Origin of the sequence: Streptomyces chromofuscus, assembly GCF_015160875.1 — a bacterium.
Lineage (GTDB): Bacteria > Actinomycetota > Actinomycetes > Streptomycetales > Streptomycetaceae > Streptomyces > Streptomyces chromofuscus.
Genome location: NZ_CP063374.1, coordinates 746,389 through 772,020 on the forward strand (window position 1 = coordinate 746,389; position 25,632 = coordinate 772,020).

The 25,632-nt window shown below is 73.6% G+C and carries 18 protein-coding genes and 3 pseudogenes; 6 read left to right on the forward strand and 15 right to left on the reverse strand.

Going from position 1 to position 25,632, the window contains the following annotated elements; all coding sequences use genetic code 11:
* The first annotated feature begins 147 nt into the window (after positions 1-147).
* Positions 148-1,443 (forward strand): phenylacetate--CoA ligase PaaK, encoded by a 1,296-nt coding sequence (paaK, locus tag IPT68_RS03335; RefSeq protein ID WP_189700664.1) that lies wholly within the window; start codon positions 148-150, stop codon positions 1,441-1,443.
* Here the strand turns inward: paaK and IPT68_RS03340 are convergent.
* Entirely contained in the window at positions 1,412-2,944 is a 1,533-nt protein-coding gene (locus IPT68_RS03340) for an acyl-CoA synthetase (RefSeq protein ID WP_189700663.1), read from the reverse strand. The genes paaK and IPT68_RS03340 overlap by 32 nt on opposite strands.
* A 110-nt stretch (positions 2,945-3,054) precedes the next feature.
* Here IPT68_RS03340 and IPT68_RS03345 point away from each other — a divergent pair, with 110 nt between their 5' ends.
* Together IPT68_RS03345 and IPT68_RS03350 are read left to right on the forward strand one after the other, a co-directional pair.
* Positions 3,055-5,472 carry a penicillin acylase family protein gene (locus IPT68_RS03345; protein ID WP_189700662.1) on the forward strand — a complete coding sequence of 806 codons (2,418 nt, stop codon included), beginning with the start codon at positions 3,055-3,057 and terminating at the stop codon, positions 5,470-5,472.
* 183 nt (positions 5,473-5,655) lie between these two features.
* A complete protein-coding gene (locus IPT68_RS03350) occupies positions 5,656-7,434 on the forward strand; it encodes a serine hydrolase domain-containing protein (RefSeq protein WP_189700661.1) in 1,779 nt (592 codons plus the stop codon).
* Positions 7,435-7,584: 150 nt separating this feature from the next.
* Here the strand turns inward: IPT68_RS03350 and IPT68_RS03355 are convergent, their stop codons facing one another.
* From IPT68_RS03355 to IPT68_RS03375, 5 genes and pseudogenes are all read right to left on the reverse strand, one after another.
* On the reverse strand, positions 7,585-9,975 hold the full coding sequence (locus tag IPT68_RS03355) for a SpoIIE family protein phosphatase (RefSeq protein WP_189700660.1): 2,391 nt from the start codon (positions 9,973-9,975) through the stop codon (positions 7,585-7,587).
* A gap of 69 nt (positions 9,976-10,044) precedes the next feature.
* A pseudogene (locus IPT68_RS03360) lies at positions 10,045-11,621 on the reverse strand (phytoene desaturase family protein).
* Between the two features lie 52 nt (positions 11,622-11,673).
* Entirely contained in the window at positions 11,674-13,890 is a 2,217-nt protein-coding gene (locus IPT68_RS03365) for a serine/threonine-protein kinase (RefSeq protein ID WP_189700658.1), read from the reverse strand.
* A complete protein-coding gene (locus tag IPT68_RS03370) occupies positions 13,872-14,798 on the reverse strand; it encodes an oxygenase MpaB family protein (RefSeq protein ID WP_189700657.1) in 927 nt (308 codons plus the stop codon). Before IPT68_RS03370 ends, IPT68_RS03365 begins: the two co-directional genes overlap by 19 nt.
* 233 nt (positions 14,799-15,031) lie before the next feature.
* Positions 15,032-15,412, reverse strand: coding sequence for a ferredoxin (locus IPT68_RS03375; RefSeq protein ID WP_189700656.1), 381 nt, complete (start codon positions 15,410-15,412; stop codon positions 15,032-15,034).
* A gap of 119 nt (positions 15,413-15,531) precedes the next feature.
* Between IPT68_RS03375 and IPT68_RS03380 the strand changes: the two are divergent.
* The 3 genes and pseudogenes from IPT68_RS03380 to IPT68_RS34930 all read left to right on the forward strand — a co-directional run.
* Positions 15,532-15,934 (forward strand): annotated as a pseudogene (locus IPT68_RS03380) (ChaB family protein).
* A 37-nt stretch (positions 15,935-15,971) separates the two neighbouring features.
* A complete protein-coding gene (locus tag IPT68_RS03385) occupies positions 15,972-16,337 on the forward strand; it encodes a DUF6479 family protein (RefSeq protein WP_189700655.1) in 366 nt (121 codons plus the stop codon).
* A gap of 53 nt (positions 16,338-16,390) precedes the next feature.
* Positions 16,391-16,738 (forward strand): annotated as a pseudogene (locus tag IPT68_RS34930) (hypothetical protein); the annotation flags it as partial.
* A 186-nt stretch (positions 16,739-16,924) separates the two neighbouring features.
* Here IPT68_RS34930 and IPT68_RS03390 read toward each other — a convergent pair.
* From IPT68_RS03390 to IPT68_RS03430, 9 genes are all read right to left on the reverse strand, one after another.
* Positions 16,925-17,380: an RpiB/LacA/LacB family sugar-phosphate isomerase gene (locus IPT68_RS03390; RefSeq protein ID WP_189700654.1), complete on the reverse strand. Its 456-nt coding sequence runs from the start codon at positions 17,378-17,380 to the stop codon at positions 16,925-16,927.
* Between the two features lie 26 nt (positions 17,381-17,406).
* Positions 17,407-17,829: a PPOX class F420-dependent oxidoreductase gene (locus tag IPT68_RS03395; protein WP_189700653.1), complete on the reverse strand. Its 423-nt coding sequence runs from the start codon at positions 17,827-17,829 to the stop codon at positions 17,407-17,409.
* A 33-nt stretch (positions 17,830-17,862) separates the two neighbouring features.
* Complete coding sequence (locus IPT68_RS03400; protein ID WP_189700652.1) at positions 17,863-18,753, reverse strand: NAD(P)-dependent oxidoreductase; 891 nt, start codon at positions 18,751-18,753, stop codon at positions 17,863-17,865.
* Positions 18,754-18,856: 103 nt separating this feature from the next.
* Positions 18,857-21,226 (reverse strand): glycoside hydrolase family 65 protein, encoded by a 2,370-nt coding sequence (locus tag IPT68_RS03405; protein ID WP_189700651.1) that lies wholly within the window; start codon positions 21,224-21,226, stop codon positions 18,857-18,859.
* A 184-nt stretch (positions 21,227-21,410) separates the two neighbouring features.
* On the reverse strand, positions 21,411-21,818 hold the full coding sequence (locus IPT68_RS03410) for a luciferase domain-containing protein (RefSeq protein ID WP_189700650.1): 408 nt from the start codon (positions 21,816-21,818) through the stop codon (positions 21,411-21,413).
* Between the two features lie 71 nt (positions 21,819-21,889).
* Complete coding sequence (locus IPT68_RS03415) at positions 21,890-22,858, reverse strand: ATP-grasp domain-containing protein (RefSeq protein ID WP_189700649.1); 969 nt, start codon at positions 22,856-22,858, stop codon at positions 21,890-21,892.
* Positions 22,859-23,220: 362 nt separating this feature from the next.
* Complete coding sequence (locus IPT68_RS03420) at positions 23,221-23,664, reverse strand: DUF7144 family membrane protein (protein WP_189700648.1); 444 nt, start codon at positions 23,662-23,664, stop codon at positions 23,221-23,223.
* Between the two features lie 43 nt (positions 23,665-23,707).
* On the reverse strand, positions 23,708-24,157 hold the full coding sequence (locus IPT68_RS03425; RefSeq protein WP_189700647.1) for an SHOCT domain-containing protein: 450 nt from the start codon (positions 24,155-24,157) through the stop codon (positions 23,708-23,710).
* Between the two features lie 123 nt (positions 24,158-24,280).
* Complete coding sequence (locus tag IPT68_RS03430) at positions 24,281-25,630, reverse strand: hypothetical protein (RefSeq protein WP_189700646.1); 1,350 nt, start codon at positions 25,628-25,630, stop codon at positions 24,281-24,283.
* Between the last annotated feature and the right edge of the window lie 2 nt (positions 25,631-25,632).

The following is a 25,632-nucleotide window of genomic DNA, read 5'->3' on the forward strand; positions in this document are numbered from 1 at the left end:
GGAGGACCCCGCGCAACAGACTTACGTCGGCGGGAGAAAGTGCGGGCCGAGCACTTGTCCGAGCCGCGCCGGACTGGATTACTGATCCACAACACCTCGACCGAATGATCGGTCGCCCGGATTGCGCGGTGGGCAAGGGGAGGTCCCATGACGGAGACGACGGAGCTGCTGGACGCGGGCGAACGGCTGGACGCGGAGGAGCTGCGGGAGGTGCAACTGGAGCGGCTGCGGGCACAGCTGCGGCACGCCTACGCCCACGTGCCCTTCTACCGGGAGTCGTTCGACAAGGCGGGCGTTCACCCGGACGACTGCCGCTCCCTCGCCGATCTGGCCCGCTTTCCCTTCACGACCAAGGCCGACCTGCGCGAGCACTACCCGTACGGGATGTTCGCCGTGCCACGGGAACGCGTCCGCCGGATCCACGCGTCGAGCGGCACCACGGGCCGCCCCACGGTCGTCGGGTACACGGACAACGACCTGTCGATGTGGGCCGACATGGTGGCCCGTTCGATCCGGGCGGCGGGCGGGCGGCCCGGTGACACGGTGCACGTGGCGTACGGGTACGGGCTGTTCACCGGCGGACTGGGCGCGCACTACGGCGCCGAGCGGCTCGGCTGTACGGTCGTCCCCGCGTCCGGCGGCATGACGGCTCGTCAGGTGCAGTTGATCCAGGACCTGAAGCCCGGCGTGATCATGGTGACGCCGTCGTACATGCTGACACTGCTGGACGAGTTCGAGCGGCAGGGCGTCGATCCGAGGAGCACCTCCCTGCGGGTGGGGATCTTCGGGGCCGAGCCGTGGACGGAGGGGATGCGGCGGGAGATCGAGGAGCGGTTCGCGATCGACGCGGTGGACATATACGGGCTGTCGGAAGTGATCGGCCCGGGGGTCGCGCAGGAGTGCGTGGAGACCAAGGACGGCCTGCACGTGCACGAGGACCACTTCTACCCGGAGGTCGTGGACCCGGTCACCGGTGAGGTGCTGCCCGACGGCGAGCGGGGCGAACTGGTCTTCACCTCGCTCACCAAGGAGGCCATGCCCGTCATCCGGTACCGGACCCGGGACCTGACGCGGCTGCTGCCGGGCACGGCCCGTACGTTCCGCCGGATGGAGAAGGTCACCGGCCGCAGCGACGACATGGTGATCCTGCGCGGGGTGAACCTGTTCCCCACCCAGATCGAGGAGATCGTGCTCCGCACCCCGGGCGTGGCCCCGCACTTCCAGCTGCGCCTGACCCGCGAGGGCCGGCTCGACGCGCTCACCGTCCGGGCGGAGGCCCGCCCCGACGCGCCCGCCGGGACACGCGAGGACGCGGCGCGGGCCATCGCCGCGGCCGTGAAGGACGGCATCGGCGTGTCGGTGACGGTGGAGATCGTCGAACCGGAGTCGCTGGAGCGGTCCGTGGGGAAGATCAGGCGGATCGTGGACCTGCGCCCGAGGTGACGCCGCCGTCGCCGAACCGGTCCCGCAGCTCCCGCTTGAGGATCTTGCCGCTGGCGTTGCGGGGCAGCGCGTCCACGAGGACGACCCGCTTCGGTGCCTTGAAGTGCGGCAGGTTCCGGCGCGCGTGCGCGATCAGCTCCGCCTCCGTCACCTCGCCGCGCGGCACGACGAAGGCGGTGATCGCCTCGATCCACTTCTCGTCGGGCAGGCCGACCACGGCGGCCTCGGCGACCGCGTCATGGGTGTACAGGGCGTCCTCGACCTGCCGTGAGGCGACGAGCACGCCCCCGGAGTTGATGACGTCCTTCACCCGGTCGACGATCGTGAAGTAGCCCTCGGCGTCCCGCACCGCGAGGTCGCCGGAGTGGAACCAGCCGTCCCGGAAGGCCTCGGCGGTCTCCTCCGGCTTGTCCCAGTAGCCCTCGCACAGCTGCGGGGAGCGGTAGACGATCTCGCCGGGCGTGCCCTCCGGCGCCTCCTTGCCGTCCTCGTCGACGACCCGGGCGTCCACGAAGAGCACCGGACGGCCGCAGGAGGCCGGCCGGTCCTGGTGCTCGTCGGGCCCGAGGACCGTGGCCAGGGGGCCGATCTCGCTCTGGCCGAAGCAGTTGTAGAACGCCAGGTGCGGCAGCCGCTCCCGCAACCGCTCCAGGACCGGCACCGGCATGATCGACGCCCCGTAGTACGCCTTGCGCAGGCCGCCGAGGTCGCGGGTCGCGAAGTCGGTCCGGTTGGCCAGGCCGATCCACACGGTCGGCGGTGCGAACACGCTGTCCGCGCGCCCGTTCTCGATCAGGTCGAACAGCCGGTCGCCGTCCGGCGCGTCCAGGACGATGTTCGTCGCCCCGACCGCGAGGTAGGGCAGCAGGAACACGTGCATCTGCGCCGAGTGGTACAGGGGCAGCGCGTGCACCGGCCGGTCGCCCGCGCCGAGGCCGAGGGCGGTGATCGCGCTGAGGTACTCGTGCACCAGCGCGCGGTGCGTCATCATCGCACCTTTGGGCAGGGCCGTGGTGCCCGAGGTGTAGAGCAGCTGTGCCAGGTCCTCGGCGCGGGCCTCAGGACCGTCGTGGGGGGCCGCGGACGGCAGCCGGGCGAGCAGCGAGCCGTCGGCGTCCCGCAGCGGCAGCACCCGCACCCCGTCGGGCAGTCGGCCGGCCAGGTCCGGGTCGGCGAGGACCAGCCGGCTGCCCGACTGCCCGACGATGTACGTCAGGTCGTCGCCCGTCAGGTTCTGGTTGACGGGCACGTGCACCAGGCCCGCGCGGGCGCAGGCGAGGAAGCCGATGAGGTAGGCGTCGGAGTTGTGGCCGTAGGCGCCGACCCGCTCGCCGGGGGCGAGGCCCTCGCCCAGCAGCAGGTTCGCCGCCCGGGAGACGGCGTCGTCGAGTTCCTCGTACGTCCAGCGGCGGTCGCGGTACTCCACCGCGACGCGCGCCGGGGTGCGGCGGGCGCTGCGCCGCAGCACCCCGTCGACGGTGCTGCCGTGTCCGGGCGTCATGACTGAGGATCCTCGGTGCGTGTGCGGACGAGGTCAAGAGACAGGGCCGCGGCGGACATACCCGTTGGTACGCTCAACCGCTCCTTCCCCCGATGACGTTGGGAGGCACGATGCGCACCCGCCTGAGACGGTTCACGCTCACGGCCGTCGCCCTGCTCACCGCCGCCACCGCGCTGCCGGCCACGGCGGCGCCCGCGCAGGACCGCCAGGAACAACACCCCTCGCGCGGCGGCCTGTCGGCCGTCGTCCGCTACACCGAGTTCGGCATTCCGCACGTCCTCGCGCGCAGCCACGCCGGCCTCGGCTTCGGCACGGGCTGGGCACAGGCCGCCGACCAGGTGTGCACGCTGGCCGACGGCTTCCTGACCGTACGCGGTGAGCGCTCGCGGTACTTCGGCGCCGACGCGCCGTCCGACCCGGCGCTGTCCTCGGCGACCCGCAACCTCTCCAGTGACCTGTACTTCCGCGGAGTGCGCCAGGCCGGCACGGTGGAACGGCTGCTCGCCGCTCCGGCGCCGGCCGGGCCGAGCAGGGCCGCGAAGGACCTCATGCGGGGGTTCGCGGCCGGCTACAACGCCTGGCTGGAGCAGAACCGGATCACCGACCCGGCGTGCCGGGACGCCGCCTGGGTGCGGCCGGTCACCACCCTGGACGTCGCCGCCCGCGGCTACGCCCTCGCGGTGCTCGGCGGCCAGGGCCGCGGCGTGGACGGCATTACAGCCGCGCAACCGCCGACGGCCGACCGACCGACGACGGCCGCGCCCGACGCCGACGGCACGGCGCGGGCCGCCCGCGAGCTGTTCGCGGCCGAGAGCGCGGACATGGGCTCCAATGCGGTCGCCTTCAGCGGCGCCACGACGGCCAATGGCCGTGGGCTGCTGCTCGGCAACCCGCACTACCCGTGGCAGGGCGGCCGCCGGTTCTGGCAGTCGCAGCAGACCATCCCCGGCCGGCTGAACGTCTCCGGCGGATCGCTGCTCGGCACGGCGACCGTCTCCATAGGTCACAACGCGCGGGTGGCCTGGAGCCACACCGTGGCCACCGGCGTCACCCTCAACCTGCACCAGCTCACCCTGGACCCGGCCGACCCGACCGTCTACGTCGTCGACGGCAGGCCCGAGCGGATGACGGAACGTCATGTCACCGTGGCCGTGAAGGACGGGCCGCCGGTGACGCGGACCCAGTGGTGGACCCGGTACGGCCCGGTGGTCACCTCGCTCGGCGCCTCGGTGCCGCTGCCGTGGACGACCACGACGGCGTACGCGCTCAACGACCCCAACGCGGCCAATCTGCGCGCCTCCGACACCGCCCTCGGCTTCAGCCGGGCCCGCAGCACGGACGACGTCCTCGCCACCCTGCGGCGCACCCAGGGCCTGCCGTGGGTGAACACGATCGCCGCCGACTCCGCGGGCCACACGCTGTTCACGCAGTCCCAGGTGCTCCCACGGGTCACCGACGAGCTGGCCGCGCGCTGCTCCACCCCGCTCGGCCAGGTCACCTACCCCTCGTCCGGGCTGGCCGTGCTGGACGGATCGCGCGGCGACTGCGCGCTCGGCCGGGACGCCGCCGCCGTGCAGCCGGGGATCTTCGGCCCGGCGAGGATGCCGGTGCTCGAGGACGCGCCCTACGCGGAGAACTCCAACGACAGCGCCTGGCTGACCCATGCCGAGCGGCCGCTGACGGGGTACGAGCGCGTCTTCGGCACCATCGGCACGGTCCGCAGCCTGCGCACGCGCGGCGCGCTGCAGGACGTGGCGGCGATGGCCGGGCGCGGCGGTCTGACGGTGCGGGACCTGCAGGCGCAGCAGTTCGCCGACCGGGTGCCCGCCGGGGACCTGGCCGCGGCCGACGCGGCGAAGGCCTGTGCCGCGCTGCCCGGTGGCACGGCGACCGGCAGCGACGGCAAGGCCGTCGACGTCACGGAGGCGTGCCGGGTGCTGGCCGACTGGGACCGCACGATGGACACCGCCGGCCGGGGCGCGCTGCTGTTCGACCGGTTCTGGCGGAAGCTCACGGCCAGGGTCCCGGCGGCCCGCCTGTGGAAGGTGCCGTTCTCCGCCTCCGACCCGGTGCACACGCCCAACACCCTCGACACGTCGGCCCCCGGCTTCGCGACCGCCCTCGCGGACGCCGTCGCCGAACTGCGGGCGGCGGGCATCGCACCGGACTCCCGGCTCGGTGAGCACCAGGTCGTCGTACGGAACGGACAGCGGATCCCGGTGCCCGGCGGCACCGAGTCGCTCGGCGTGTGGAACAAGATCGAGCCGGTGTGGGACCCGGTGAACGGCGGGTACACGGAGGTGTCGACCGGGTCCAGCTACATCCAGGCCGTGGGCTGGGACGGCGGTCCCTGCCCGGTGGCCCGCACCCTGCTGTCGTACTCCCAGTCCTCCAACCCGCACTCGGCCCACTTCGCCGACCAGACCCGGCTGTTCTCCGCCGAGAGGTGGGTGACGTCCCGGTTCTGCGAGAAGGACATCCGCGCCTCGCCCGCGCTCCGGGTGGTCGTGGTGCGCGAGCGCAGCTGACCGTGCCGGCGGGGTGCCGTCCCCGATCGGGCCGGCACCCAGACTTCTGACGTCCCGTCAGATAAAAGTCCACCCCTCGCCGCACGCACGCCCCATTGACACACCCCCGCACCCGACAGGAAAGTTTCACTCCGCACGGCGGTCCTCGAAAGATACTTTCAGTCGGGTACGGGAGGGTCCTCGATGGGCGAAGAGCTGGCGAGCGGTCTCAGCCGCCGTCAACTGGGTCTCGGCGCACTGGCATTGGGCGGGGCGCTCGCCCTCACGCCCTTCCCGGCGGGACCCGCCGCGGCCGCCGCGCCGTCCCGGTCCGGTCACCAGACGTTGCGGCACGGCTCGGCCGAGCACGCCGGGCTGCTCGGCTCGCACCTGCGCCGACTCGTCACCGACGCCCGGGCCTTCCTCGGCCCCTCCCCCAAGCACCCGTGGTACGCGGGAGCCGTGCTGCTCGCCGGGCGGGGCGGGACCGTGGCGCTGCACGAGCCGATCGGGACGGCGGTGCGGTACTCGGCGTACGACGAGAAGACCGACACCGGTGTCGAACTGCCCGCCGGGCAGCAGATACCGATGGCCGAGGACACCGTCTTCGACCTGGCCTCGGTGTCCAAGCTGTTCACCTCGATCCTGGCCGTGCAGCAGATCGAGCGCGGGGCACTGGAACTGGAGGCGCCGGTCGCCTCGTACCTGCCGGAGTTCGGGGCCGCGGGCAAGCAGGACGTCACGGTGCGGCAGCTGCTGACGCACACCTCGGGGTTCCGGGCGTGGATCCCGCTGTACAACGCGCCGACGTACGAGGAGAAACTGCGGCTCATCTGGAACGAGGCCCCCGTCAGCGCGCCGGGCACCAGGTACCTGTACTCGGACCTCAACCTGATCTCGCTTCAGCTGGTGCTGGAAAGGATCACCGATCAGAGCCTGGACGTGCTGCTCCGCACGGAGATCACCGATCCGCTCGGGATGCACCGCACACGTTTCAATCCGCCGGACTCCTGGAGACCGCGGATCGCCGCCACCGAGGACGCCCGCAAGCCGTGGTCCGGGCTGGACCGGGGGCTGGTGTGGGGCGAGGTGCACGACGAGAACGCCTACAGCCTCGGCGGGGTCGCGGGACACGCCGGTGTCTTCTCCTGTGCGTGGGACCTCGCCGTGCTCGGCCGGACCCTGCTCAACGGCGGCGCCTACGGCCGGGCGCGCATCCTGCGGCCGGAGTCGGTGGAGCTGATGTTCACCGACTTCAACACCGCCTTCCCCGGCGACGAGCACGGCCTCGGCTTCGAGCTGTACCAGCACTGGTACATGGGCGCGATGGCCACCCCCCGCACCGCCGGGCACACCGGCTTCACCGGCACCTGTCTCGTGCTCGACCCGACGACCGACTCCTTCCTCGTCGTGCTCGGCAACTCGGTCCACCCGGTGCGCAGTTGGCGCTCCGGATCGGCTCCCCGGGTGGCCGCGGCGAACCACCTGGCGCGTGCCGTACCCGTCCGCCCGGCGCGCGGTCGCACCGCCTGGTTCTCCGGGACGGCCAACTCCACCGAGGCGACGCTCGCGCTGCCCGCCCTGGACACGACGCCGGGCGCGGCGCGGCTGCGCTGCGCGCTGTGGTGGGACACCGAACCGGCGGCCGACGGCCTGGTCCTCGAGTCGTCGACGGACGGCGGCGCGACCTGGCAGCCGGTCCCGTTCACCACCGCCCGGCCCGGCGAGCAGCCCGAGGAGCACCCGTCCGGCCGCGTCACCGGCTGGTCGGGCCGCACCTGGCACCGGCTCACGGCGCCTCTCCCGGCGGACCCGGCGCTCACCCTGCGCTGGCGGTACACCACTGACCGGCTGTACGTGGGCCGTGGGGCGTACGTCGACGGCCTGCGCGTCGAGGCGGCGGGCACCGCCCTCTTCGACGAGGCGCGGCCCGCCGACGCGGCGCGGATCACGGCGGCGGGGTGGACGGCCTCCGCCGACTGACCGGCCGACGGCGCCGTCCGTCGAGCCACCGACGCCCGCCTCGGCTCGCCGTCGACACGGCCGGCAGCCCGCCTCAGTTCGCCCGCACAGCGACCGGCAGCCCGCGTCACTGGCCGGCCGCCCGTCGGCAGAGCGACCGGCGGCCCCGCCTCAGGTCGTCGGCAGCTCCTGCTCCGCCCAGATCGTCTTGCCCGCCCCGCTCGGCCGCGTCCCCCACCGTTGCGTCAACTGGGCCACCAGCAGCAGGCCACGGCCGCCCTCGTCGTAGGTGCGGGCCCGGCGCAGATGGGGTGAGGTGCTGCTGGCGTCGGACACCTCGCAGATGAGGGTGCGGTCACGGATGAGCCGGAGCTGGATGGGGGCGCCGCCGTAGCGGATGGCGTTGGTGACCAGTTCGCTCACCACGAGTTCCGTGACGAACGCGGCCTCGTCGAGCCCCCAGCGGGTCAGCTGATCGGTGGTGTGGCGGCGCGCGGTGGCGACCTCTGCCGGGTCGGCGGACAGGTCCCACACGGCCACCTGGCCGGCGTCCAGGGCGCGGGTGCGGGCGATCAGCAGGGCCACGTCGTCGGCCGGGTTGTCCGGCAGGAGGGACTTCAGGACGGTGTCGCAGATGTCCTCCAGGCTCTCGGCGGGCGCGGCGAGCGCGCAGCGCAGGGCCTCCGTGCCCGCGTCCACGTCGAGGTCGCGGGCCCCGAGGAGGCCGTCCGTGTAGAGGGCCAGCACGGCCCCCTCCGGCAGCTCCAGTTCGGTGGACTCGAACGGCAGCCCGCCGACGCCGAGCATCGGTCCGGGCGCCATCTTGACCGCCTCGACCGTTCCGTCCGGCAGCAGCACGGCGGGCGGCGGATGCCCCGCGGCGGCGACCGAGCACCGCCGCGACACCGGGTCGTACACCGCGTACAGGCAGGTCGCGCCGAACTCCCCGGCCGCCTCGTACTCGTCGCCGGCGAGATGGCCGACCAGGTCGTCGAGGTGGGTGAGGAGTTCGTCGGGCGGCAGGTCGACGTCGGCCAGCGTCCACACCGCCGTCCGGAGCCGTCCCATGGTCACGGAAGCGTGGATGCCGTGGCCGACGACGTCCCCGACGACCAGCGCCACCCGCGTCCCGGACAGCGGGATCACGTCGAACCAGTCGCCGCCGACGCCCGCCTGGGAGAGCGCCGGAAGATAGCGGGAGGCGCACTCGACCGCGGCCTGTCCGCTCACCGCCTGCGGCAGCAGGCTGCGTTGCAGGGCGAGGGCCGTGGTCCGCTCGCGGGTGTAGCGGCGGGCGTTGTCGACGCAGATGGCCGCACGGCGGGCCAGCTCCTGGACCAGGGTGACGTCGTCGGCGTCGAAGACGTCGGGGGACTCGGGGGTGAGGACGCGCGCGAGGACGGCCACGCCCAGCGTCCTGCCGCGGGCGATCAGGGGGACGGCCATCAGCGAGAACTCCGGCCGTTCGGCCCGGTCCAGCGCGGCGGTGCGGGCCTCGTGCCCACCGAGCCAGGCGTCGAGGCCGGCCTCGCCGGTCCGGGTGAGCACGGGCGTGCCGGTGGCCAGGGCGCGGGCGGGCGGCGACCGGGGCGGGTAGACGTCCGCCGTGCCCGGCTCGATCGCGGCTTCCGGCACCCCGGGGGTGAGCGAGCGGTGGGCGGCCCGGCGCAGCGTCACGTCCGTGTCCACCGCGCCGACGGCCGGTTCCTCGCCCATGAGGACCGAGTCCAGCAGGTCCACGGCGGCGAAGTCCGCGAGGCGGGGCACCACCAGGCCGACCAGTTCACGGGCGGTGTGCACCACGTCGAGTCTGGTGCCGATGCCCTCGGCGGCCTCGTTCAGCATCGCCAGCCGCTGCTGGGCCCAGTGCTGCTCGCTGCTGTCCAGCGTGGCGAGCGCGGTGCCGATCAGCTCGCCGGAGTCGTCCCGCACCGGCCACATCTCGACGTGCAACGCGTGCGTGCGCCGGCCGGCCGGAGGCCGGATCCGGCTCTCGTAACGGACCGGGCACCCGGTCTCCACGACCTTGCGCAGATGGTGCGTGAAGCCGCGGCTGTGCTCGTCGTCCGCACCGGTGTCCGGTATCCCGCGGTGCAGGAGTTCCGCCTCGGGCCGGCCCCTGGTACGGCAGCCCGCCTCGTTCACGCGCAGACAGCACTGCCCGGTGTCGAAGACGGACATCGACATGGACGCCTGCTGGAACGCGAGCTCGCCCAGCATCCGGGCCCGCTCGCCGTGGCTCGCGGTGACCACGTAGGCATGGGCCCGGCCGTCGGCGCCCGCCAGCGGGCAGGCGCGCAACGCCAGGTCCGTACGGCGCCCGTCCCGGCGCCGTACGGGCACGACGGCGGCGCCCGTCGCCCGCAGGGCGTGCCAGGCGGTGCCGGCGTCGCCGTCCACGAGGCCGGCGGCCGGGCGGCCCGTCACCTCCTCGGCCACGTGGCCCGTGAGCTCGCGCGCGCCCTCGCTCCAGCCCGTGACGATGCCGCGCGAGTCGAGCACCACCACGGCGTCCCCGGCCGCGCCGGCTCGCCTCGCGTCATCGAGAGGCGACGTCACCATGTGTACGAGCATCGCGCGCGCGGCGGGTGCCATCAAGCGGAGTCCCGGCGGGCCGCTCCGGCCGGGCGGTCACCGCGACGGGCCCGCGTCGCCCTCCAGCACCGCCATGGCCGCGTTGTGCCCCGGCACCCCGCTGACCCCGCCGCCGCGCACGGCGCCCGCCCCGCACAGCAGCACGTTGGCGTGCCGGGTCTCCACGCCCCAGCGGCCGGTGCCCTCCTGGGCGTGGGGCCAGGACAGTTCGCGGTGGAAGATGTTGCCGCCGGGCAGCCGCAGGTCGCGCTCCAGGTCCAGCGGCGCCTTCGCCTCGATGCAGGGCCGTCCCTCGGCATCGGTGGCCAGGCAGTCGGCGAGGGGTTCGGCCAGGTGGGCGTCGAGCTGGGCGAGGGCGGCCTTCATCAGGGCGTCGCGGACGGCGTCGTTGTCCCGGGCGAAGAGCCGGGCGGGAGTGTGCAGCCCGAACAGGGTGAGGGTCTGGTAGCCCCGCTCGGCCAGTTCCGGGGCGAGGATCGACGGGTCGGTCAGGGAGTGGCAGTAGATCTCGGACGGCGGGGCGGCGGGCGGCTCGCCTGCGGCGGCCTGGGCGTGGGCGGTGGCCAGCTGCTCGTAGCCCTCGGCGATGTGGAAGGTGCCGGCGAACGCCTCACGCGGGTCGACGGAGGGGTCGCGCAGTCGCGGCAGCCGCTTCAGCAGCATGTTGACCTTCAGCTGGGCGCCCTCGGCGGGCGCGGGCGGTGTGTCGCCGGTGAGGGCGGCGAGCTCCTGCGGGGAGGCCCCCACCAGGACGTGCCGGGCGACGGCGACGCCCTCGCCGTCGTGCGTGCGGTAGGTGACCTCGGCGGCGCGGCCGTCGGTGTGGATCCGCAGGGCCTCGTGGCCGGTGGCGATGACGGCCCCCGCGTCGCGAGCGGCGGCGGCGAGGGCGCCGGTCAGGGCGCCCATGCCACCCACGGGGACGTCCCAGTCACCGGTGCCGCCGCCGATGACGTGGTACAGGAAGCACCGGTTCTGGCGCAGCTCCGTGTCGTGGGCGTCGGCGAACGTGCCGATCAGCGCGTCGGTCAGGACGACGCCGCGGACCAGGTCGTCGGCGAAGTGGTCCTCGACGGCGACGCCGATCGGCTCCTCGAAGAGCATCCGCCAGGCGTCCTCGTCGTCGACGCGCCGACGCAGCTCGTCGCGTGTGGGCAGCGGTTCGGTCAGCGTGGGGAACACCCGCCGGGCGACGCGGCCGGTCATGCCGTAGAAGCGCTGCCAGGCCTCGTACTCGCGCTCCCCGCCGGTCAGCCGGGCGAAGGCCTCCCGGGTGCGGCGCTCGCCCCCGCCGACGAGCAGTCCGGTCGGCCGGCCGTCGCGTTCGGCGGGGGTGTACGACGAGATGGTGCGGGTGCGCAGCCGGAAGTCCAGGCCGAGGTCGCGCACGATCTTCCGCGGGAGCAGGCTGACCAGGTAGGAGTAGCGCGAGAGGCGGGCGTCGACGCCGGGGAAGGGCGGGAGGAGACGGCGGCGCCGCCGGTGTGGTCCAGCCGTTCCAGCACCAGGACGGACCGTCCGGCGCGAGCCAGATAAGCAGCGGCGACCAGGCCGTTGTGGCCGCCGCCGACGATGACGGCGTCGTACGCGCGTGATCCCTCGTGTGCAGGCATGGTTCTTGGTAACACGCGTCGTCGCGGGTAGGCCAGAGCGCGACGGCCCCGGTCAGGTGCCGTGGGATTCGCGCCGCCCGCGCAACTCGGCCACCCTGCGGTAGAGCTCCACCGCCTCCCGGCCCCGGCCGAGTTGCTCCAGGCAGTGCGCCTCGTCGCTGCGACCGGCGAGGGTGTCGGGGTGGTCGGCGCCCAGGACGCGTTCGCGGGCGTCGGCGACCGCCCGGTGCTCGGTGAGCGCGTCGGCCCAGCGGCCGAGCCGGCCGAGGCCAACGGCGACCTCGCGGCGGCTGACCAGGGTGTCGGGGTGGTCGGGGCCGAGGGCGCGTTCCCGGACGGCGCACACGTCCTGGGACTCGGCGAGGGCTTCCTCCCAGCGGCCGAGGCGGCCGAGGTTGACACCGAGGCCGTGCCGGGCGCGCAGGGTCTCGGGGTGGTCGGGCCCGTCGACGCGGGTGCGGTCCTCGATCAGGTCGCGGTACACCTCGAGCGCCTCCGCGCTGCGGCCGAGCCGCCCGAGGCTGATGCCGATCTCGTAGCGGGCGGCGAGCGTGTCCGGGTGGTCGGGGCCGAGCGCACGGGTGCGGGCCTCGGCGACCCGGCGGTAGCAGTCCAGCGCCTCCGGCCAGCGGCCCAACTGACCCAGGACGTAGGCGACTTCATAGCGGGTGACCAGGGTGTCGGGATGGCTGGGCCCGAGCACCCGGGCGCGGGCCTCGGCCACGTCGCGGGCCGCGCGGTAGGAGTCCTCCAGGCGGCCGAGTCTGCTGAGGTTGAAGGCGAGGTTGTGGCGGCAGCGCAGGGTGTCGGGGTGGTCGGCGCCCAGGATGCGCTCCCGCACGGCGAGCACCGACGTGTACACCCGGTGGGCCTCCAGGGGCCGCCCCAGCCGGCCGAGCACGTAGGCCGTCTCCTGCCGGGCGGCGAGCGTGTCCGGGTGCTCGGCGCCGAGCACCCGCTCGCGGACCCGCGCGACGTGCGTGTACTCACGCAGCGCGTCGGCCGCGCGGCCGGAGCGGCTGAGGGTGAAGGCGACCTCGTAGCGGCTGGCGAGGGTGTCGGGGTGGTCCGGGCCGAGGAGGTGCTCGCGTTCGGCGGTGACCGCGCGGTGCACCTCCCCCGCCTCGGCCCAGCGGCCGAGCCGCCCCAGGCTGAGGCCCGCGTCGTGGCGTCCGGCGAGGGCGGCGAGCGCCTCCTCGGGCGGGTCCTGCGGGGTCTCCGGCGCCGGCCGGGGGGTGGGGCCGGTGGCGGGGCGGGCGATCCACTCGCCGGTCAGTCCGGCGCCGGCGTCCGGCGGCGGGGTGCGCAGCGCGGCGCCGGCCGCCTTGTGGCCGGTGGTGATGCCGTGGGTCCAGGACGGCAGCCGCGCCTCACGGGCGGCCGGCTCGGCGCCGATGACGGTGGGCACGTACGCCGGGACGATCCGGGCCGCGCCGATCCTGCGGCCCACCTCGGCGGCGTCGCGCGGCCGTTGTTCGGGGAGCTTGGCGAGCAGGTCCAGGATGATCTGCTCCAGGTGGGCGGGCAGGTCGGCCCGGTGGGTGCGCGGCGGCTCGGGCGGGGTGTCGCGGTGGCCGACGAGGATCGCCCACGCGTCGCCCAGGTCGAACGGCGGCACGCCGGTGGCGAGTTCGTACAGCACGCAGCCCAGCGAGTACAGGTCGCTGCGCTGGTCGACCTCGTCCCCGCCTATCTGCTCCGGCGACATGTAGTGCGGGGTGCCCATGGCGACGCCGGTGCCCGTGAGCCGGGAGGTGAAGCCGACGTCGGCGCCGAGGCGGGCGATGCCGAAGTCGCAGATCTTCACCGTGCCCTCGGTCAGCCGCACGATGTTGGCCGGCTTCAGGTCCCGGTGCACGATGCCCTGCCGGTGGGTGTAGGCGAGGGCCGCGGAGACCTGCTCGGCGATGTCGACGATGTCCGGGACCGGCAGCGGATGCTGCTTGTTGTCCTCCAGGACCTGGCTGAGGTTTCGGCCCTGGAGCAGCTCCATCACCAGGAACAGCGCACCGTCCGCCTCACCGAAGTCGTGCACGACGGTCACCCCGCGGTGCTGCAGCGCGGCGGCCACCCGGGCCTCGCGGCGGAACCTCTCGCGCAGCACGCGCGTGAAGGACTGGTCGTGGTGCGGGCCGAGGGGTCTGAGACACTTGACGGCGACGTGCCGACCGAGCGACTCGTCGCGCGCCCGCCACACCTCACCCATGCCCCCGCGCCCGATCACCTCCAGCAGCCGGTACCGGCCCTGGATCAGTCTCGTCTCCCCCATCGCGTGCCGTCGCCCCCGTCACTGTGCTCGTCGCCCTCCCCTGGCCCGTCCAGTATGGCGACCTGTCGTTCGAGTTTGAACGGTGCCGGGCGGGCGGCCGGGCCGAGCCGGGCCATGGCGCGCAGGATGTGCTTCGGCGGCAGCTGCCAGCGCACGCGTGCGGGGACGGCGCGCAGCAGGGCGCCGGTGCGGCGCAGGCGGCGGGTGACGACGTCGGGTGCGGGGGCGGGACGGCCGTACAGCTCGTGGGCGTACGGCGGCAGGGAGGCGTACGCCAGCCCGGCGACCCGGCGCCACAGCAGTCCGCGCAGGGGTACGAGCACCCGGGGCACCGGCGGGCGGCGCAGGAACGCGTCGACCTCCCTGGCCCCGGCCCCGGCGGCGAGTTCGGGCCGGACCCGGTCGAAGTAGGCGGCCAGCTCGGAACGGTCGGCCGGTACGGCGTCCGGGTCGAGCCCGACCAGGCGGGCACCGGCACGCTGTTCGCGTATGTAGCGGTCGGCCTGGGCGTCGCTGAGCGGGTAGCCGGAGCGGCGCAGCACGTGCAGATAGGAGTCGATCTCGGCGCAGTGCACCCACAGCAGCAGGTCGGGGTCGTCGATCCGGTACTGCTCGCCGGTGTCCGGGTCGGTGGCGCGCAGCATGCTGTGGATCTTGCGGACGCGGGCGCCCGCCCGCTCGGCGGCCTCGGTGGTGCCGTAGGTGGTGGTGCCGACGAAGTTCGCGGTGCGCATCAGCCGACCCCAGGCGTCGCGCCGGAAGTCGCTGTTCTGCAGCACGCCGCGCACCGCGCGCGGGTGCAGCGCCTGGAGGTGGAGCGCGCGGATGCCGGCGACCCACATCATCGGGTCGCCGTGCATCTGCCAGGTCACGGACCGTGGGGTGAACAGCCCCGGATCACCCGCCATGCGGGCAGGCTAACGCCGTACCCGGAGCATGCACAGGCCGATCCCGAGATGATCTCGCGCTGGACCTCCTCGTGCCACCGTCGTAGGTGAAGGTCGCCGCAGAGCGGTGGGTGACCCGCGGTCGGCCCTGGTCCTGAGGGCACGGCGGTCCGGGAGGCCGGGCCGGCCCGGCGAGGGTCGGCACGCTCGCCCATGCGGCCCGCGGCACGCGGGTCGGGCTGGGGGCGGCCGGGTCAGCTCAGTGTGCCGAGGAACTCCGTGCAGGCCCGGGCCGAGGCGCGGCAGGCCGCCGCGGTGTCCTCGGCGGCGGGGTGGCCGTCGAAGACGTGCGCGGACTCCAGGCACACGGTGCGGCACCACTCCAGCTGCACGCGCAGGCCGTCCTCGTCGACGAGGGTCTGCTCGGACAGCATCCGGCAGGTCGCGTCGCAGACCTCCGCGCACATGATCCCCTTGCGGCGCAGGAGCTCCTGGTCCTCGGTCCCGTCCGGATCCACCAGGCTCGCGCGCAACGCGCACGCCCGCGCACACTCCGTGCACGCCTGCGCACAGGCGAACCGGTCTTCCAGGAACCGGATGACCTCCTGCTGCGAAGTCGTCGAAGTCGAAGTCACACCGCGCGGGTAGCCATGGCAGGCCCGGCCAAACCCGTGCGGGACGAAGGGTAGGGCCGTTTTTCCGCCGACGCTCGCGGGCACCCGGAAACACCCGACGAACGAGGGAGGTGGAAGGCATGCCCGGACGAGAGGAACTCCCCTCCACCCTGGAGCGCTCCTCCCCGGAGGCCCAGCGGACGTGGATCAAGGCGCACGACTCGGCCGTCGAGCAGTACGGCGAGGGCGAGCGCGCCCACCGCGTCGCCTACGGGGCGCTGAAGCACACCCACGAGAAGGTCGGCGACCACTGGGAGCGCAAGGAGGGCGGGCAAGGGCCCCTCGGACCCGCGGTCGGCCAGGCCGCGCGGGCAGGGCGGGCGCAGCGGCGAGGGTGTCGACGAGAACGCCTCCAAGCAGCATCTGTACGACATCGCCAAGCGGCTCGGGATCGACGGACGGTCCCGGATGTCCAAGACGGAACTGCTCGACTCGATCCGCAAGGCGAACCGCTCCAGGACGCGCGCCGCCCGAGCGCAGTGACCCGGTTCACTGCCGGTTTAGGGGGTATTCGTCCGATATGAACATCGCATCCATGCAGCTGGCCGCGCCGAGCGGACTGCTCGCTCTCGCGCTGTTCGTCGTCGCCATCGCCGTTGTCGCGATGCTGGCGGGCAGCTTCTGGCTCGGCAACCGCATCAAGCTGAACGAGCCGCCGCGTCCGCGGCCCGACGAGCAGCCGCACCTGCCGCCGGAAGGGCCGGTGCACGAGGTCCGACAGAACCGGGAGCCGGACGAGGTGCCGCGGACCCCCAAGGGCGGCCGTCCGCTCACACCGTACGAGCTGACCAACATGCGGACCCGGCCCAGCGCGTCGAAGGACCGGCCCCGCTGGAGCAAGGGCACCACGGGTTCGTTCGGCGGCGGCGGGCTCGGCGCGCACTGAGCACCGCCCCCGGCAGCACGGACGCGGAGCACCGCCGGAGGGAAGGCACGATCATGGCCGACGCCGGCCGCAGCGCCCTGCCACTGCCCGACTACGAGCATCTGCCGCTCGGGGCCTGGAGGCACGCGTGCGGTCGCTGACCGCCGAGGAGGTCGAGGAGCTCCTCGCGCAACGAGCGGACGCACGCCGACCGGCTGCCGGCCACCGAGCTGCTCACGGCACGGCTGGAGCAGCTGAAGGCGGGCGCGGAGCCGACCTCCGGCGACCCGTCGGCGGTGCGCCCCGAGCAGGGCGCGGCCGGACGGGCGGGCTCCCCGGTGTCGCCCGCGACATCGCCGCAGCCGGGCGGCCCGCCGCCGCACGGGACGCCGGACCAGCGCGGGAAGCCGAAGGGCGACCGCTTATGGACCACCGGCGGCCGACCCGCCCGTGGCATGCTCAGCGGCTGGGGGCTCCTGACCCCTCGGCCGCTGAGGCATGAAACGGCACTCGCGGCCGTGGTGCCCGGTCAGGCCCTGCGGGACCCGAGGTGCGCCGGCCTTCCGCCGGTCTCCGCCGCGGCTTCGGGCCCCAGCCGCCGCGGCGTGTCACGGCATGGCGCGGGCGTCGTCCAGTTGTTCGATGCGGGCCAGGTTGCCCCGGTCCTCGGCGTCCTCGCCGGCCTCGCCGGCGAACCAGGCGTCCAGGATCTCCTTCAGGACCGGCTCGGAGGTCAGCCGCAGGCTCAGCGCGAGCACGTTGGCGTCGTTCCAGCGGCGGGCGCCGTCGGCCGTGTAGGCGTCGGCGCACAGGGCCGCCCGCACGCCCGGCACCTTGTTCGCGGCGATCGACGCACCGGTGCCCGTCCAGCAGCACACCACCGCCATCGCCGACGTCCCGTCGGCCACGTCCCGGGCGGCCGCCGACGAGCACGCCGCCCACTGCGGGTCGTCGCCGGCGCGCAGCGCGCCGTGGGTGAGCACCTCGTGGCCACGGTCGCGCAGTTCCGTGACGAGCAGACGGGCGACGGGTTCGTCCATGTCCGAGGAGACGGAGATGCGCATGCCTCGGAGCCTACGTCAGGACCGGCTCAGGTGGCGGCCTGGTCGCTGTCCTTCAGGGCGCCCCAGCCGTGCCAGCGCTCCACCTGGATCCACGCGCTGACCCGGGCGCGTGCCCGGGCGGGGTACGGCTCGCCGGTGTACTGCCGGGAGAGCCGGTCGATGTCGGCCAGCTGCTCGTCGTCGTACGTCCGCGCGACGCGCCCGATGAGGGTGACGTGGGTGTACCAGTCGTCCGCGTCGAGGACGGTCAGGGTGACGCGCGGGTCGCGCTGAAGATGCCGCAGCCGGACCCGCCCCTGGTCCAGGTTGATCAGTACCCGCCCGTCCTCCCACAGGTACCAGGTGGGCGTGGAGACCGGGGTGCCGTCGGAACGCAGGGTCGCCATCACGCAGGGGTTGGGGCGGGCCAGCAGGGCTTCCGCCTCGGGCGGCAGCGGGGGCTTGGACATGTGCTTTCTCCAGGTCGAAAGGTGAAGTGGGGGTCACTCGGAGGGCGTGTCGTCGAAGCTGGCGAAGTAGGCGGCGGCCATGTCCTCGTCGCCGTGGCCCTGGGCCGCCGCGCGGGCCAGCCGCTGCGCGCCCGCGGCGGCGACGTCGAGCCGTACGCCGTGCCGCTCCCCCGCCTCGACGATCAGCCGGGCGTCCTTGGCGGCCGTGGTCACCGCGAACTGGGGCGGGGTCAGCCGGCCGTCGAGGATGAGCCCGCTCTTGGCGTGCAGGTACCCCATGTCGAGCGCGCCGCCCGCGATGGCGTCGAAGAAGTTCTGCGGGTCGACGCCGAGCGCGCGGGCCAGGGCGAGGGCCTCGCCGGCCGCGTTGTTGGCGGCGAGCACCCAGCTGTTGGCGACCAGCTTCAGCCGGGTCGCGCTGCCGGCCGCGCCGTCCTCGCCGGTCCACACGGTACGTGTGCCGACCGCGTCGAAGACGGGGGTGACCTTCTCGCGGCCCCGGCTTGGGCCGGCGGCGAGCACGAGCAGTTGGCCGGCCTCTGCGGGCTGGCGGGTGCCGAGCACGGGAGCGTCGTAGAAGACCAGGCCGTGCTCCTCGGCGAAGGCGGCCAGTTCGGCGACGGAGTCCAGGCCCGCGGTGGTCGACTGCGCCCAGACGGTGCCGGGGCGCAGGGCGGGCGCGGCCCGGTGCATGACGTCCCGTACGGTGTCGCCGTCGTACAGCATGGTGAGGACGGCGTCGGCGCCTTCGACGGCTTCCGCCGGCGTGTCGGCGACGTGCGCGCCGTCGGCGGCGAGCGGTTCCGCCTTGTCGCGGCTGCGGTTCCAGGCGCGGACGGTGTGTCCGGCCCTGGTGAGGTTGCGGGCCATCGCGGCGCCCATGATGCCGGTGCCCAGAACACCCACGGTGAGTGTGTCGGTCATGCGTCCACTTCCTGGTCGGTACGGTGATCGCTGCACTGCTCGGACCGTTGCCTTCGACGATGCCACTGCTCGGTGGCGTCACGCGCGCCGGGGCGCTCGCCGTTCACTCGGGCAGCACCAACCGCCCCAGCTCCCCGGGCTCCAGACGCACCGCCCGGTCCGGCAGGCGCACGTCGATGGGGGTTTCGTCGGACGACGGGACGGTGATCTCCAGGCGGCCGTGGCGCAGGCGGAGACGGACACCCCAGTTGTTCTGGTAGCGCAGCGAGAAGCCGTACGAGGACAGCTCCGGCAGGGGGACCGGGTCCAGCCACAGGGCGCCCTCGCGGGTCTCCAGGCCGGTCAGGCCGCGCTGGACGAGGTCGAGGGTGCCGGCCATCGCGCCGAGGTGGATGCCCTCGCCGGTGGTGCCGCCCTGCACGTCGGCGATGTCGCCGCGCAGCGCCTCCTGCACGAACTGCCAGGCCTCGGCGCGCCGCGCCCGGGTGAGGATCCAGCCGTGCACCAGGCCGCTGAGGGTGGAGCCGTGGCTGGTGCGATGCAGGTAGTAGTCGACGGTGCGCTGCCAGGTCTCCTCGTCCAGCCGCAGCCCCAACCGGGCGAACAGGCCTCGGAGTTCGGCCGGTGAGAACAGGTAGCCGAGCATCAGCACGTCGGCCTGCTTGGAGGCCTGGTAGCGGTTGACGGTGTCGCCCTCGGCCTCCAGGATCCGGTCCAGGCGGCGGATGTCGCCGTACTCCTGCCGGTAGCGGTGCCAGTCGAGTTCGGCGAGCTCGCCGTAGCCGTCGAACTGGCTGATGACCCCCTTGTGGAAGGGCACGTGCAGAGTCCGGGAGACCTCCTCCCACTGGTCGAGTTCGTCGTCGTCGAGGCCGGTGCGCTCGGCGAGTTCCCGGCGCCGTGGCTCGGGCAGGCCGTGCAGCAGCTCCAGCGCGCGGGTGAGCACCCAGGAGGCAGTGACATTGGTGTAGGCGTTGTCGTTCAGACCGGGCTGCGGGGCGCCGGGGTAGGCGTCGTGGTACTCGTCGGGGCCGACCACGCCACGGATGCGGTAGCGCCCGAGCGCCTTGTCATACCGTGCGGCGTCGGCCCAGAAGCGGGCGATCTGGAGCATCATCTCGGCGGCCTTGGTGTGCCGGAACTCGGCGTCGCCACTGGCCTCGCAGTACTGCCACACGTTGTACGCGATGGCCGAGCCGACGTGGTGCTGGAGGTGGGAGTGGTCCGGCAGCCAGCGGCCCGAGCGCGGGTTGAGGTGCACCTGCTGGGTTTCCTCGCGTCCGTCGCTGCCGCTCTGCCAGGGGTACATCGCGCCCCGGCGGCCGGCGTGCAGCGCGGCGGTGCAGGCCTGCTCGAGGCGGCGGTGGCGATAGCGCAGCAGGGCCCGCGAGACCTCGGGGAAGTGCAGGTTGAGGAAGGGCAGCACGAACAGCTCGTCCCAGAAGACATGGCCGCGGTAGGCCTCGCCGTGCAGCCCTCGGGCGGGCACGCCGACGTCGAGGTCGGCGGTGTGCGGGGAGAGCGTCTGCAGCACGTGGAACAGGTGCAGCCGCAGGATGCGGCCGGCCTCACCGGCGACGTCGAGGTCGGCGCGGCGCCACAGCTGGGCCCAGGCGGTGCGGTGACCGCGCAGCAGCTCGTCGAAGCCGGGCGCGCGGCCGACCCGCGCGACGGCGGCGTGCATCGGGTCGCTGATCGCGGGGTCGCGGGAGGTGTGCAGGGCGACGATCTTGTCGACGATGGCGGCGCGGCCCGGCACCAGCTGCAACCGGGTCCGCTGGGTGGTGCGCGGACGGGCGTGCCGGACGGTGACGGGAGCGTCGGCGGTGAGGCGGGACGCCATGCCGATGCGGATGTCGGAGGTGCGGGTGCGGCAGCGCAACCAGACCGTGTCGTGCTCGGCGGTGCCCGCGTGCTCGTGGGTGAGGTGCAGGCCGTCCAGATCCCGGTAGCGCGCCACTCCGGCGTTGGTGACACCGCCGTCGAGCGCGGCCTCCACGTGCAGTTCGCCGGAGAAGCCGTCGGCGGTGAACTCGGTGCGCAACGCGGCCAGATGCGGATCGGCCATGTGCACCAGCCGCTCCTGGCGCACCGTGAGCGCCCGCCCGTTGCCCAGGCCGTAGTGGGTCAGCCGTTCCAGCACGCCCGACGACAGGTGCAGCACCAGGCGGTGCTCGAGGACGGTCGCGGTGTCCGGGGTGAGCCAGGGGCGGCCGCGCAGCCGGAACCGCAGCGGCAGCCAGTTGGGCAGGTTGACCATGTCCTCGTTCTCGACCCTGCGTCCGGCCACGTCGGAGGTGAGCCGGTTGTAGCAGCCGGCCACGTAGGTCCCCGGGTAGTGCACATCGTCCGCGGAGCACTCCGGCAGGGCGCCGCGGGTGGCGAAGTAGCCGTTGCCGAGCGTGCACAGCGACTCCCGCAGCCGCTCGTCGGCCGGCTCGTAGCCCTCGTACTCCCAGGTCCAGCCCGTCACCTCGGTGCTCCTCCCGCAGCGGGCGGCTCGCCGAGACCGGTTACGGCTCTCTCGGCACCCGTGCGTAAGCAGTGTCTCCCCGACGTCCTGCCGCGGGGCGCGGCCCACGCCGGTGACGAGCGGGAAGGGCGCCCGGGTCCGGGCTGTGGGCCGGGACGCGTGCGGCGGTGGCCCGGCCGGCCTCCTACGGGGTCGGCGGTGCCATGCCGGCCGGGTCGCGGCGCAGCACCGTGACCCGGTGGAAGTTGCACCCGGCGGGCGCGGCGGGCTCGGCCGGGAACCGCTCCTGGTGGGCGTGCAGGGCGACGCTCACCAGGCTCATCAGCAGGTCGACGTCCGTGTCGCAGTCGAGGTGCACGGTCACCCACCGGGAGCCGGGCACCAGCCGGATCGCCGTGGAGACACTGAGGTCCTGGGCGATCCGCCGGATGGCCCGGCCGGTCAGGTGCAGGTCCACGTCGTGGGCCGTGTGGAAGTGGGCGATCTCACTGCGGACGGAGCGAACTGCCCGCCCTGTGCCACAACTCGCCGGTCCCGCCGTGAGGTCGGGCCAGGCTTGCAGTTGCTCCAGGGCGCGCTGGGCCAGAGTCATGTCTCCATCGTCACCGCATCACCCCACGGATACCAGTGGTTGAATGTTTCGTAACCCAGGCGTGAGGATCATCATGCGGGCAACCGCCGTGCCGGACGCGCCCTGCGCGCCGCCGCCAGGGCGTTGAGGTGGGCCTGCACGTAGGGCACGGCGACCGTCTCGACCTCGCCGTCGACGAAGGCGGGCTGCACGTTCACCTCGAAGACGACCCCGCCGTTCTCGATGGCGAGGTCGACACCCGCGAAGGGCAGCCCGACCGAGGCGGTGGCCGCGACCGCCAGCTGGGCGAGGCGCGGCGGGAGGTCGTCCGGCGCGATGGGCACGGGGGTCGCGCCCTGGCAGGTGTTGCAGGGGGTGTCGGGCCTGGGCTGGAGGTGTTCACGAGCGTGGACGACCCGGCCGCCGAGGACGAACACGCGGAACTGGTGGCGTGCGCCGTCGGCGGTGAAGTTGCCCGCGTCCCGCGACAGCAGCCAGTCGGTGCCGCGGTCGGCGTAGAAGGCGGTGGCCCGCTCCACTCCGGCCTCGGTGGTGAGGTGGAAGGTGTCACCACCGCCGGTGCCTACGACGGGCCTGGCCCAGGTGTCCCGGCCCAGTTTGTCGAAGGCGGCCAGCGCCTCGGCCACGCCGGGCCGGGACAGCACGACGGTCTCCATGTGGGCGATGCCGTCCCGCCGGAAGCGCTCGACGGTGAGGTCCTTCTCGGTGGCGGTGCGCCACGCCGCGACGCCGGTGCCGAGGGTCACCACGTCGTGGTGTTCGAGGAGGCGCTGGAAGGCGGCGAGTTCGTGGCGGCGGTGCGGGAGGATCTCGTAGAGCAGGACGACGTCCGGTACGAGGTCCAGTTGCTCGTCGGGGACGTGGAGCCGTAAGCCGTCGCCGGCCGGGACACCGCGCCCGGTGCCGCCGGTCGCGAAGTGCCGGGCGTCGATGGGGACGGGCGCGGCACCGGTGAGCAGTTCCACCGCCAGGGCGAGGAACTCGGCGCAGCCCTCGGGCGAGGTGGGGTCGGTGATCAGGGCGATGCACGGGCGGGACACGGCGACCTCCAGCGGTGCTCGACGCGCACGGGTGCCGCGCACACTCGGTCGCGGGCCCGAGCGAACTCACGGGGTGGTGCCGGTCGCGCGGGCGGTCGTCGGCGCCCTTCACTGCGGGCTCCGCATGACGAACGCCCGGAGCGGACCGGGGCGCCACACTGTAGGCGCAGGGAGGAACGCCGTAACAGGGCGCACACGTGCCCGCCGCCTGCTCCCGCCTCTGCGCCGTCCGCCCCCTCGCGTGCGCCTTGCGGACCGCCGAACGGCGTCGTGGACCGGCCCCCCGCGCGGGAAGCCCGTCCACGACGCGCTGCGCCGACCGCCGCAGGTCGATGTCCGGTTGTGGAAGGGGCCGGTGCGCCTCACACGTCACGCGGCATGCGGCCGAGCGGTTCGTCGATGTCTTCCTTCCGGGCGACGCACAGCGCCCAGATGATGAACCCGGAGAAGGCGATCATCAGCACCGACCACACCGGGTAGTACGGCAGGGAGAGGAAGTTGGCGATGATGATGAGCCCGGCGATGGTGACGCCGCCGACTCGCGCCCATGTCGCCGCCTGGAACAGCCCGAAGCTGACGATGACGGCGACCGCTCCGAGAATCAGGTGGATCCAGCCCCAGCCGGTGAGGTCGAACTGGAAGACGTAGTTGGGGGTCGTGACGAACACGTCGTCCTGGGCGATCGCGGAGATGCCGCGGAAGATGGCGAGTATGCCCGCGAGCATGAGCATGATGGCACCGAAGACCATCAAGCCCGCGGCCCACTCGCGTCCTGCTGTGCGCGTGCCTGGCTGAGTGGCGGTCATGTTCTGCCTCGTTCCTTGTCGTGTGCTCGATGGCGTGAGGGGGTCAGCCGACGGCGCCGGTCCGGCCCGACGGGCCGTAGTCGCTCAGGACCAGTTCCTTGGCCCGCCGGAACTCCTCGTCCGTGATGTCACCGCGGGCGCGGATCTCGGACAGCTTGGCGAGTTCGTCGGCGCTGCTGGAACGGCCGCCGCCCGCCGTCTGGCGGACGTAGGAGTCGAAGGCCTCCTGCTGCGCCCGGGCGTGGGACACCTCCCTGCGGCCCATCTCCTTGCCGCGGGCGAGGAGGTAGATGAAGACACCGAGGAAGGGCAGCACGAGGACGAGCACCAGCCAGCCGGTCTTGCCCCAGCCGCCGAGGCTGTCGTCGCGGAAGATGTCGCCGATGATGCGGAAGAGCAGGATGAACCACATGATCCACAGGAAGAACCAGAGCAGGGTCCAGAACATGCTCAGCAGCGGATAGTCGTAGGCGAGGTACATCTCAGTGCTCATCTGTCGTCTCCGTTCGTGACAGGATCCGACGGGCATCACCCGCTGATCTCAGCCTGCGCAGGCAACCGCGCGACGACCTCACCCGTCGGGGGTGAGACCGGCCGCCGGTCCCCGGTTCACGGCTCACGGGCGTGCCCCGCCCGGTTCTCCGGCCGCGGTCGCCGGCCCTCCTGCCGCCGCCAGGACCGCCAGGAGAACGAGGACCAGCAGGACCAGGCCCAGCACCAGGGCCACGGCACCGACCGTGGGGTAGTTCCACAGCACGAGGGCCAGCACCCCGCCCGCGACGACGACGCCGGTGGTCCACGAGCGGTGCGCGTCCAGCCACTGCCCGGCCGCACCGGTACGCAGCCCCACGCGGCGCAGCCCGTGGCCGGCCGCGGTGGTGCCGCGCGCCGACAGGGTGCGCACACCGCGGGCCACGCGCCCCGGGCCGTACAGGTAGGCGGCCAGCGCGGTGATCACGGCGACGACCAACAGGGTGCGCGTGCTGTCGCGCAGGAAGCGCACGAAGGTGTCGAAGATCGCCTGGGCGGCGTCGGGAGGGAGCGTCGACGCGGGCACGGCGTCCAGGTAGACGCGGCGCACGACGGCCAGCGCGACGAGGAGCACCACCATCATCACGACGATGCCCGCGGCGGTGATCAACAGCATCACACGGTGCGCCGGGGCGGTCCACACGGTCAGGGCGGCGAGTACGACGGTGAGCACCGGCAGCCACACGCCGAGGATGTCCAGCAGCCGCATGCCCGCCTGCGCCCGGGACAGTTCCTCGCTCTCGAACAGGGTGATCTGCCGGTCCGGCGCGGGGATGGCCGAGGCCTTCTCGAAGCCCGCGTCGACCAGCCGCTTCTTGACCTCGTCGACCACGGTCCCGAGGTCCAGGACGACCTTGTCCCCCTCGGCGCGCACGGCTCCGCTCCGGCTGCCGGTGAGCACGTTCACCACCGCCGCGTGGGCGCGCCGGTTGGCGGCGTCCCACGCCTGCGCGAAGGTGTCGCTCGTGACCACGCGGTTCACGACCCGGTGCACGGCACTGGTCACAGCGGCGCGCAGCGGCCCGGCGAGGGCCCCGGTCCGGTCCACGACGGCCGGCGGCGCCCCGGCGTCGGCGAGTGCCTCGCCCAGCCACTGCGTCACCGCCTCGACGTTCACTTCGGCCACGACACGGTTGGTCAGCCGGTCGGTGACCGCCGACTGCACCGCCGGGTCCGTGCCCAGCGGCGCCACCGTCTGCACGTACCGGTCGGTGTCGCTGACCTCGCTGTCCACCCAGGCGGCGACCACGGCGAGCGGGGCGAGCAGCAGGGTGATCAGGAGCAGGACCGACGCGCCGATGTGCCGCGCTCTGCGGTGGCGGACGTCGGCGGCGTGGCGCAGCCGTCGGTACTCGGCGTGCTCCTCGGCGGTCACGACGACCCGGTCTCCCGCGTCGCCGCCGGACGGTGGTGGGGGGATCTGCGACGGGCCCATGG

Bases quoted from the DNA above. Each gene is read 5' to 3' on its own strand.
- IPT68_RS03350 (WP_189700661.1), top strand. From the start codon at position 5,656: ATGGGCGAAGAGCTGGCGAGCGGTCTCAGCCGCCGTCAACTGGGTCTC.
- IPT68_RS03340 (WP_189700663.1), bottom strand. From the start codon at position 2,944: ATGACGCCCGGACACGGCAGCACCGTCGACGGGGTGCTGCGGCGCAGC.
- IPT68_RS03395 (WP_189700653.1), bottom strand. From the start codon at position 17,829: ATGTCCAAGCCCCCGCTGCCGCCCGAGGCGGAAGCCCTGCTGGCCCGC.
- IPT68_RS03430 (WP_189700646.1), bottom strand. From the start codon at position 25,630: ATGGGCCCGTCGCAGATCCCCCCACCACCGTCCGGCGGCGACGCGGGA.
- IPT68_RS03400 (WP_189700652.1), bottom strand. From the start codon at position 18,753: ATGACCGACACACTCACCGTGGGTGTTCTGGGCACCGGCATCATGGGC.
- IPT68_RS03410 (WP_189700650.1), bottom strand. From the start codon at position 21,818: ATGACTCTGGCCCAGCGCGCCCTGGAGCAACTGCAAGCCTGGCCCGAC.
- IPT68_RS03370 (WP_189700657.1), bottom strand. From the start codon at position 14,798: ATGGCGGGTGATCCGGGGCTGTTCACCCCACGGTCCGTGACCTGGCAG.
- IPT68_RS03355 (WP_189700660.1), bottom strand. From the start codon at position 9,975: ATGGTGACGTCGCCTCTCGATGACGCGAGGCGAGCCGGCGCGGCCGGG.
- IPT68_RS03385 (WP_189700655.1), top strand. From the start codon at position 15,972: ATGAACATCGCATCCATGCAGCTGGCCGCGCCGAGCGGACTGCTCGCT.
- IPT68_RS03365 (WP_189700658.1), bottom strand. From the start codon at position 13,890: ATGGGGGAGACGAGACTGATCCAGGGCCGGTACCGGCTGCTGGAGGTG.
- paaK (WP_189700664.1), top strand. From the start codon at position 148: ATGACGGAGACGACGGAGCTGCTGGACGCGGGCGAACGGCTGGACGCG.
- IPT68_RS03390 (WP_189700654.1), bottom strand. From the start codon at position 17,380: ATGCGCATCTCCGTCTCCTCGGACATGGACGAACCCGTCGCCCGTCTG.
- IPT68_RS03345 (WP_189700662.1), top strand. From the start codon at position 3,055: ATGCGCACCCGCCTGAGACGGTTCACGCTCACGGCCGTCGCCCTGCTC.
- IPT68_RS03425 (WP_189700647.1), bottom strand. From the start codon at position 24,157: ATGAGCACTGAGATGTACCTCGCCTACGACTATCCGCTGCTGAGCATG.
- IPT68_RS03420 (WP_189700648.1), bottom strand. From the start codon at position 23,664: ATGACCGCCACTCAGCCAGGCACGCGCACAGCAGGACGCGAGTGGGCC.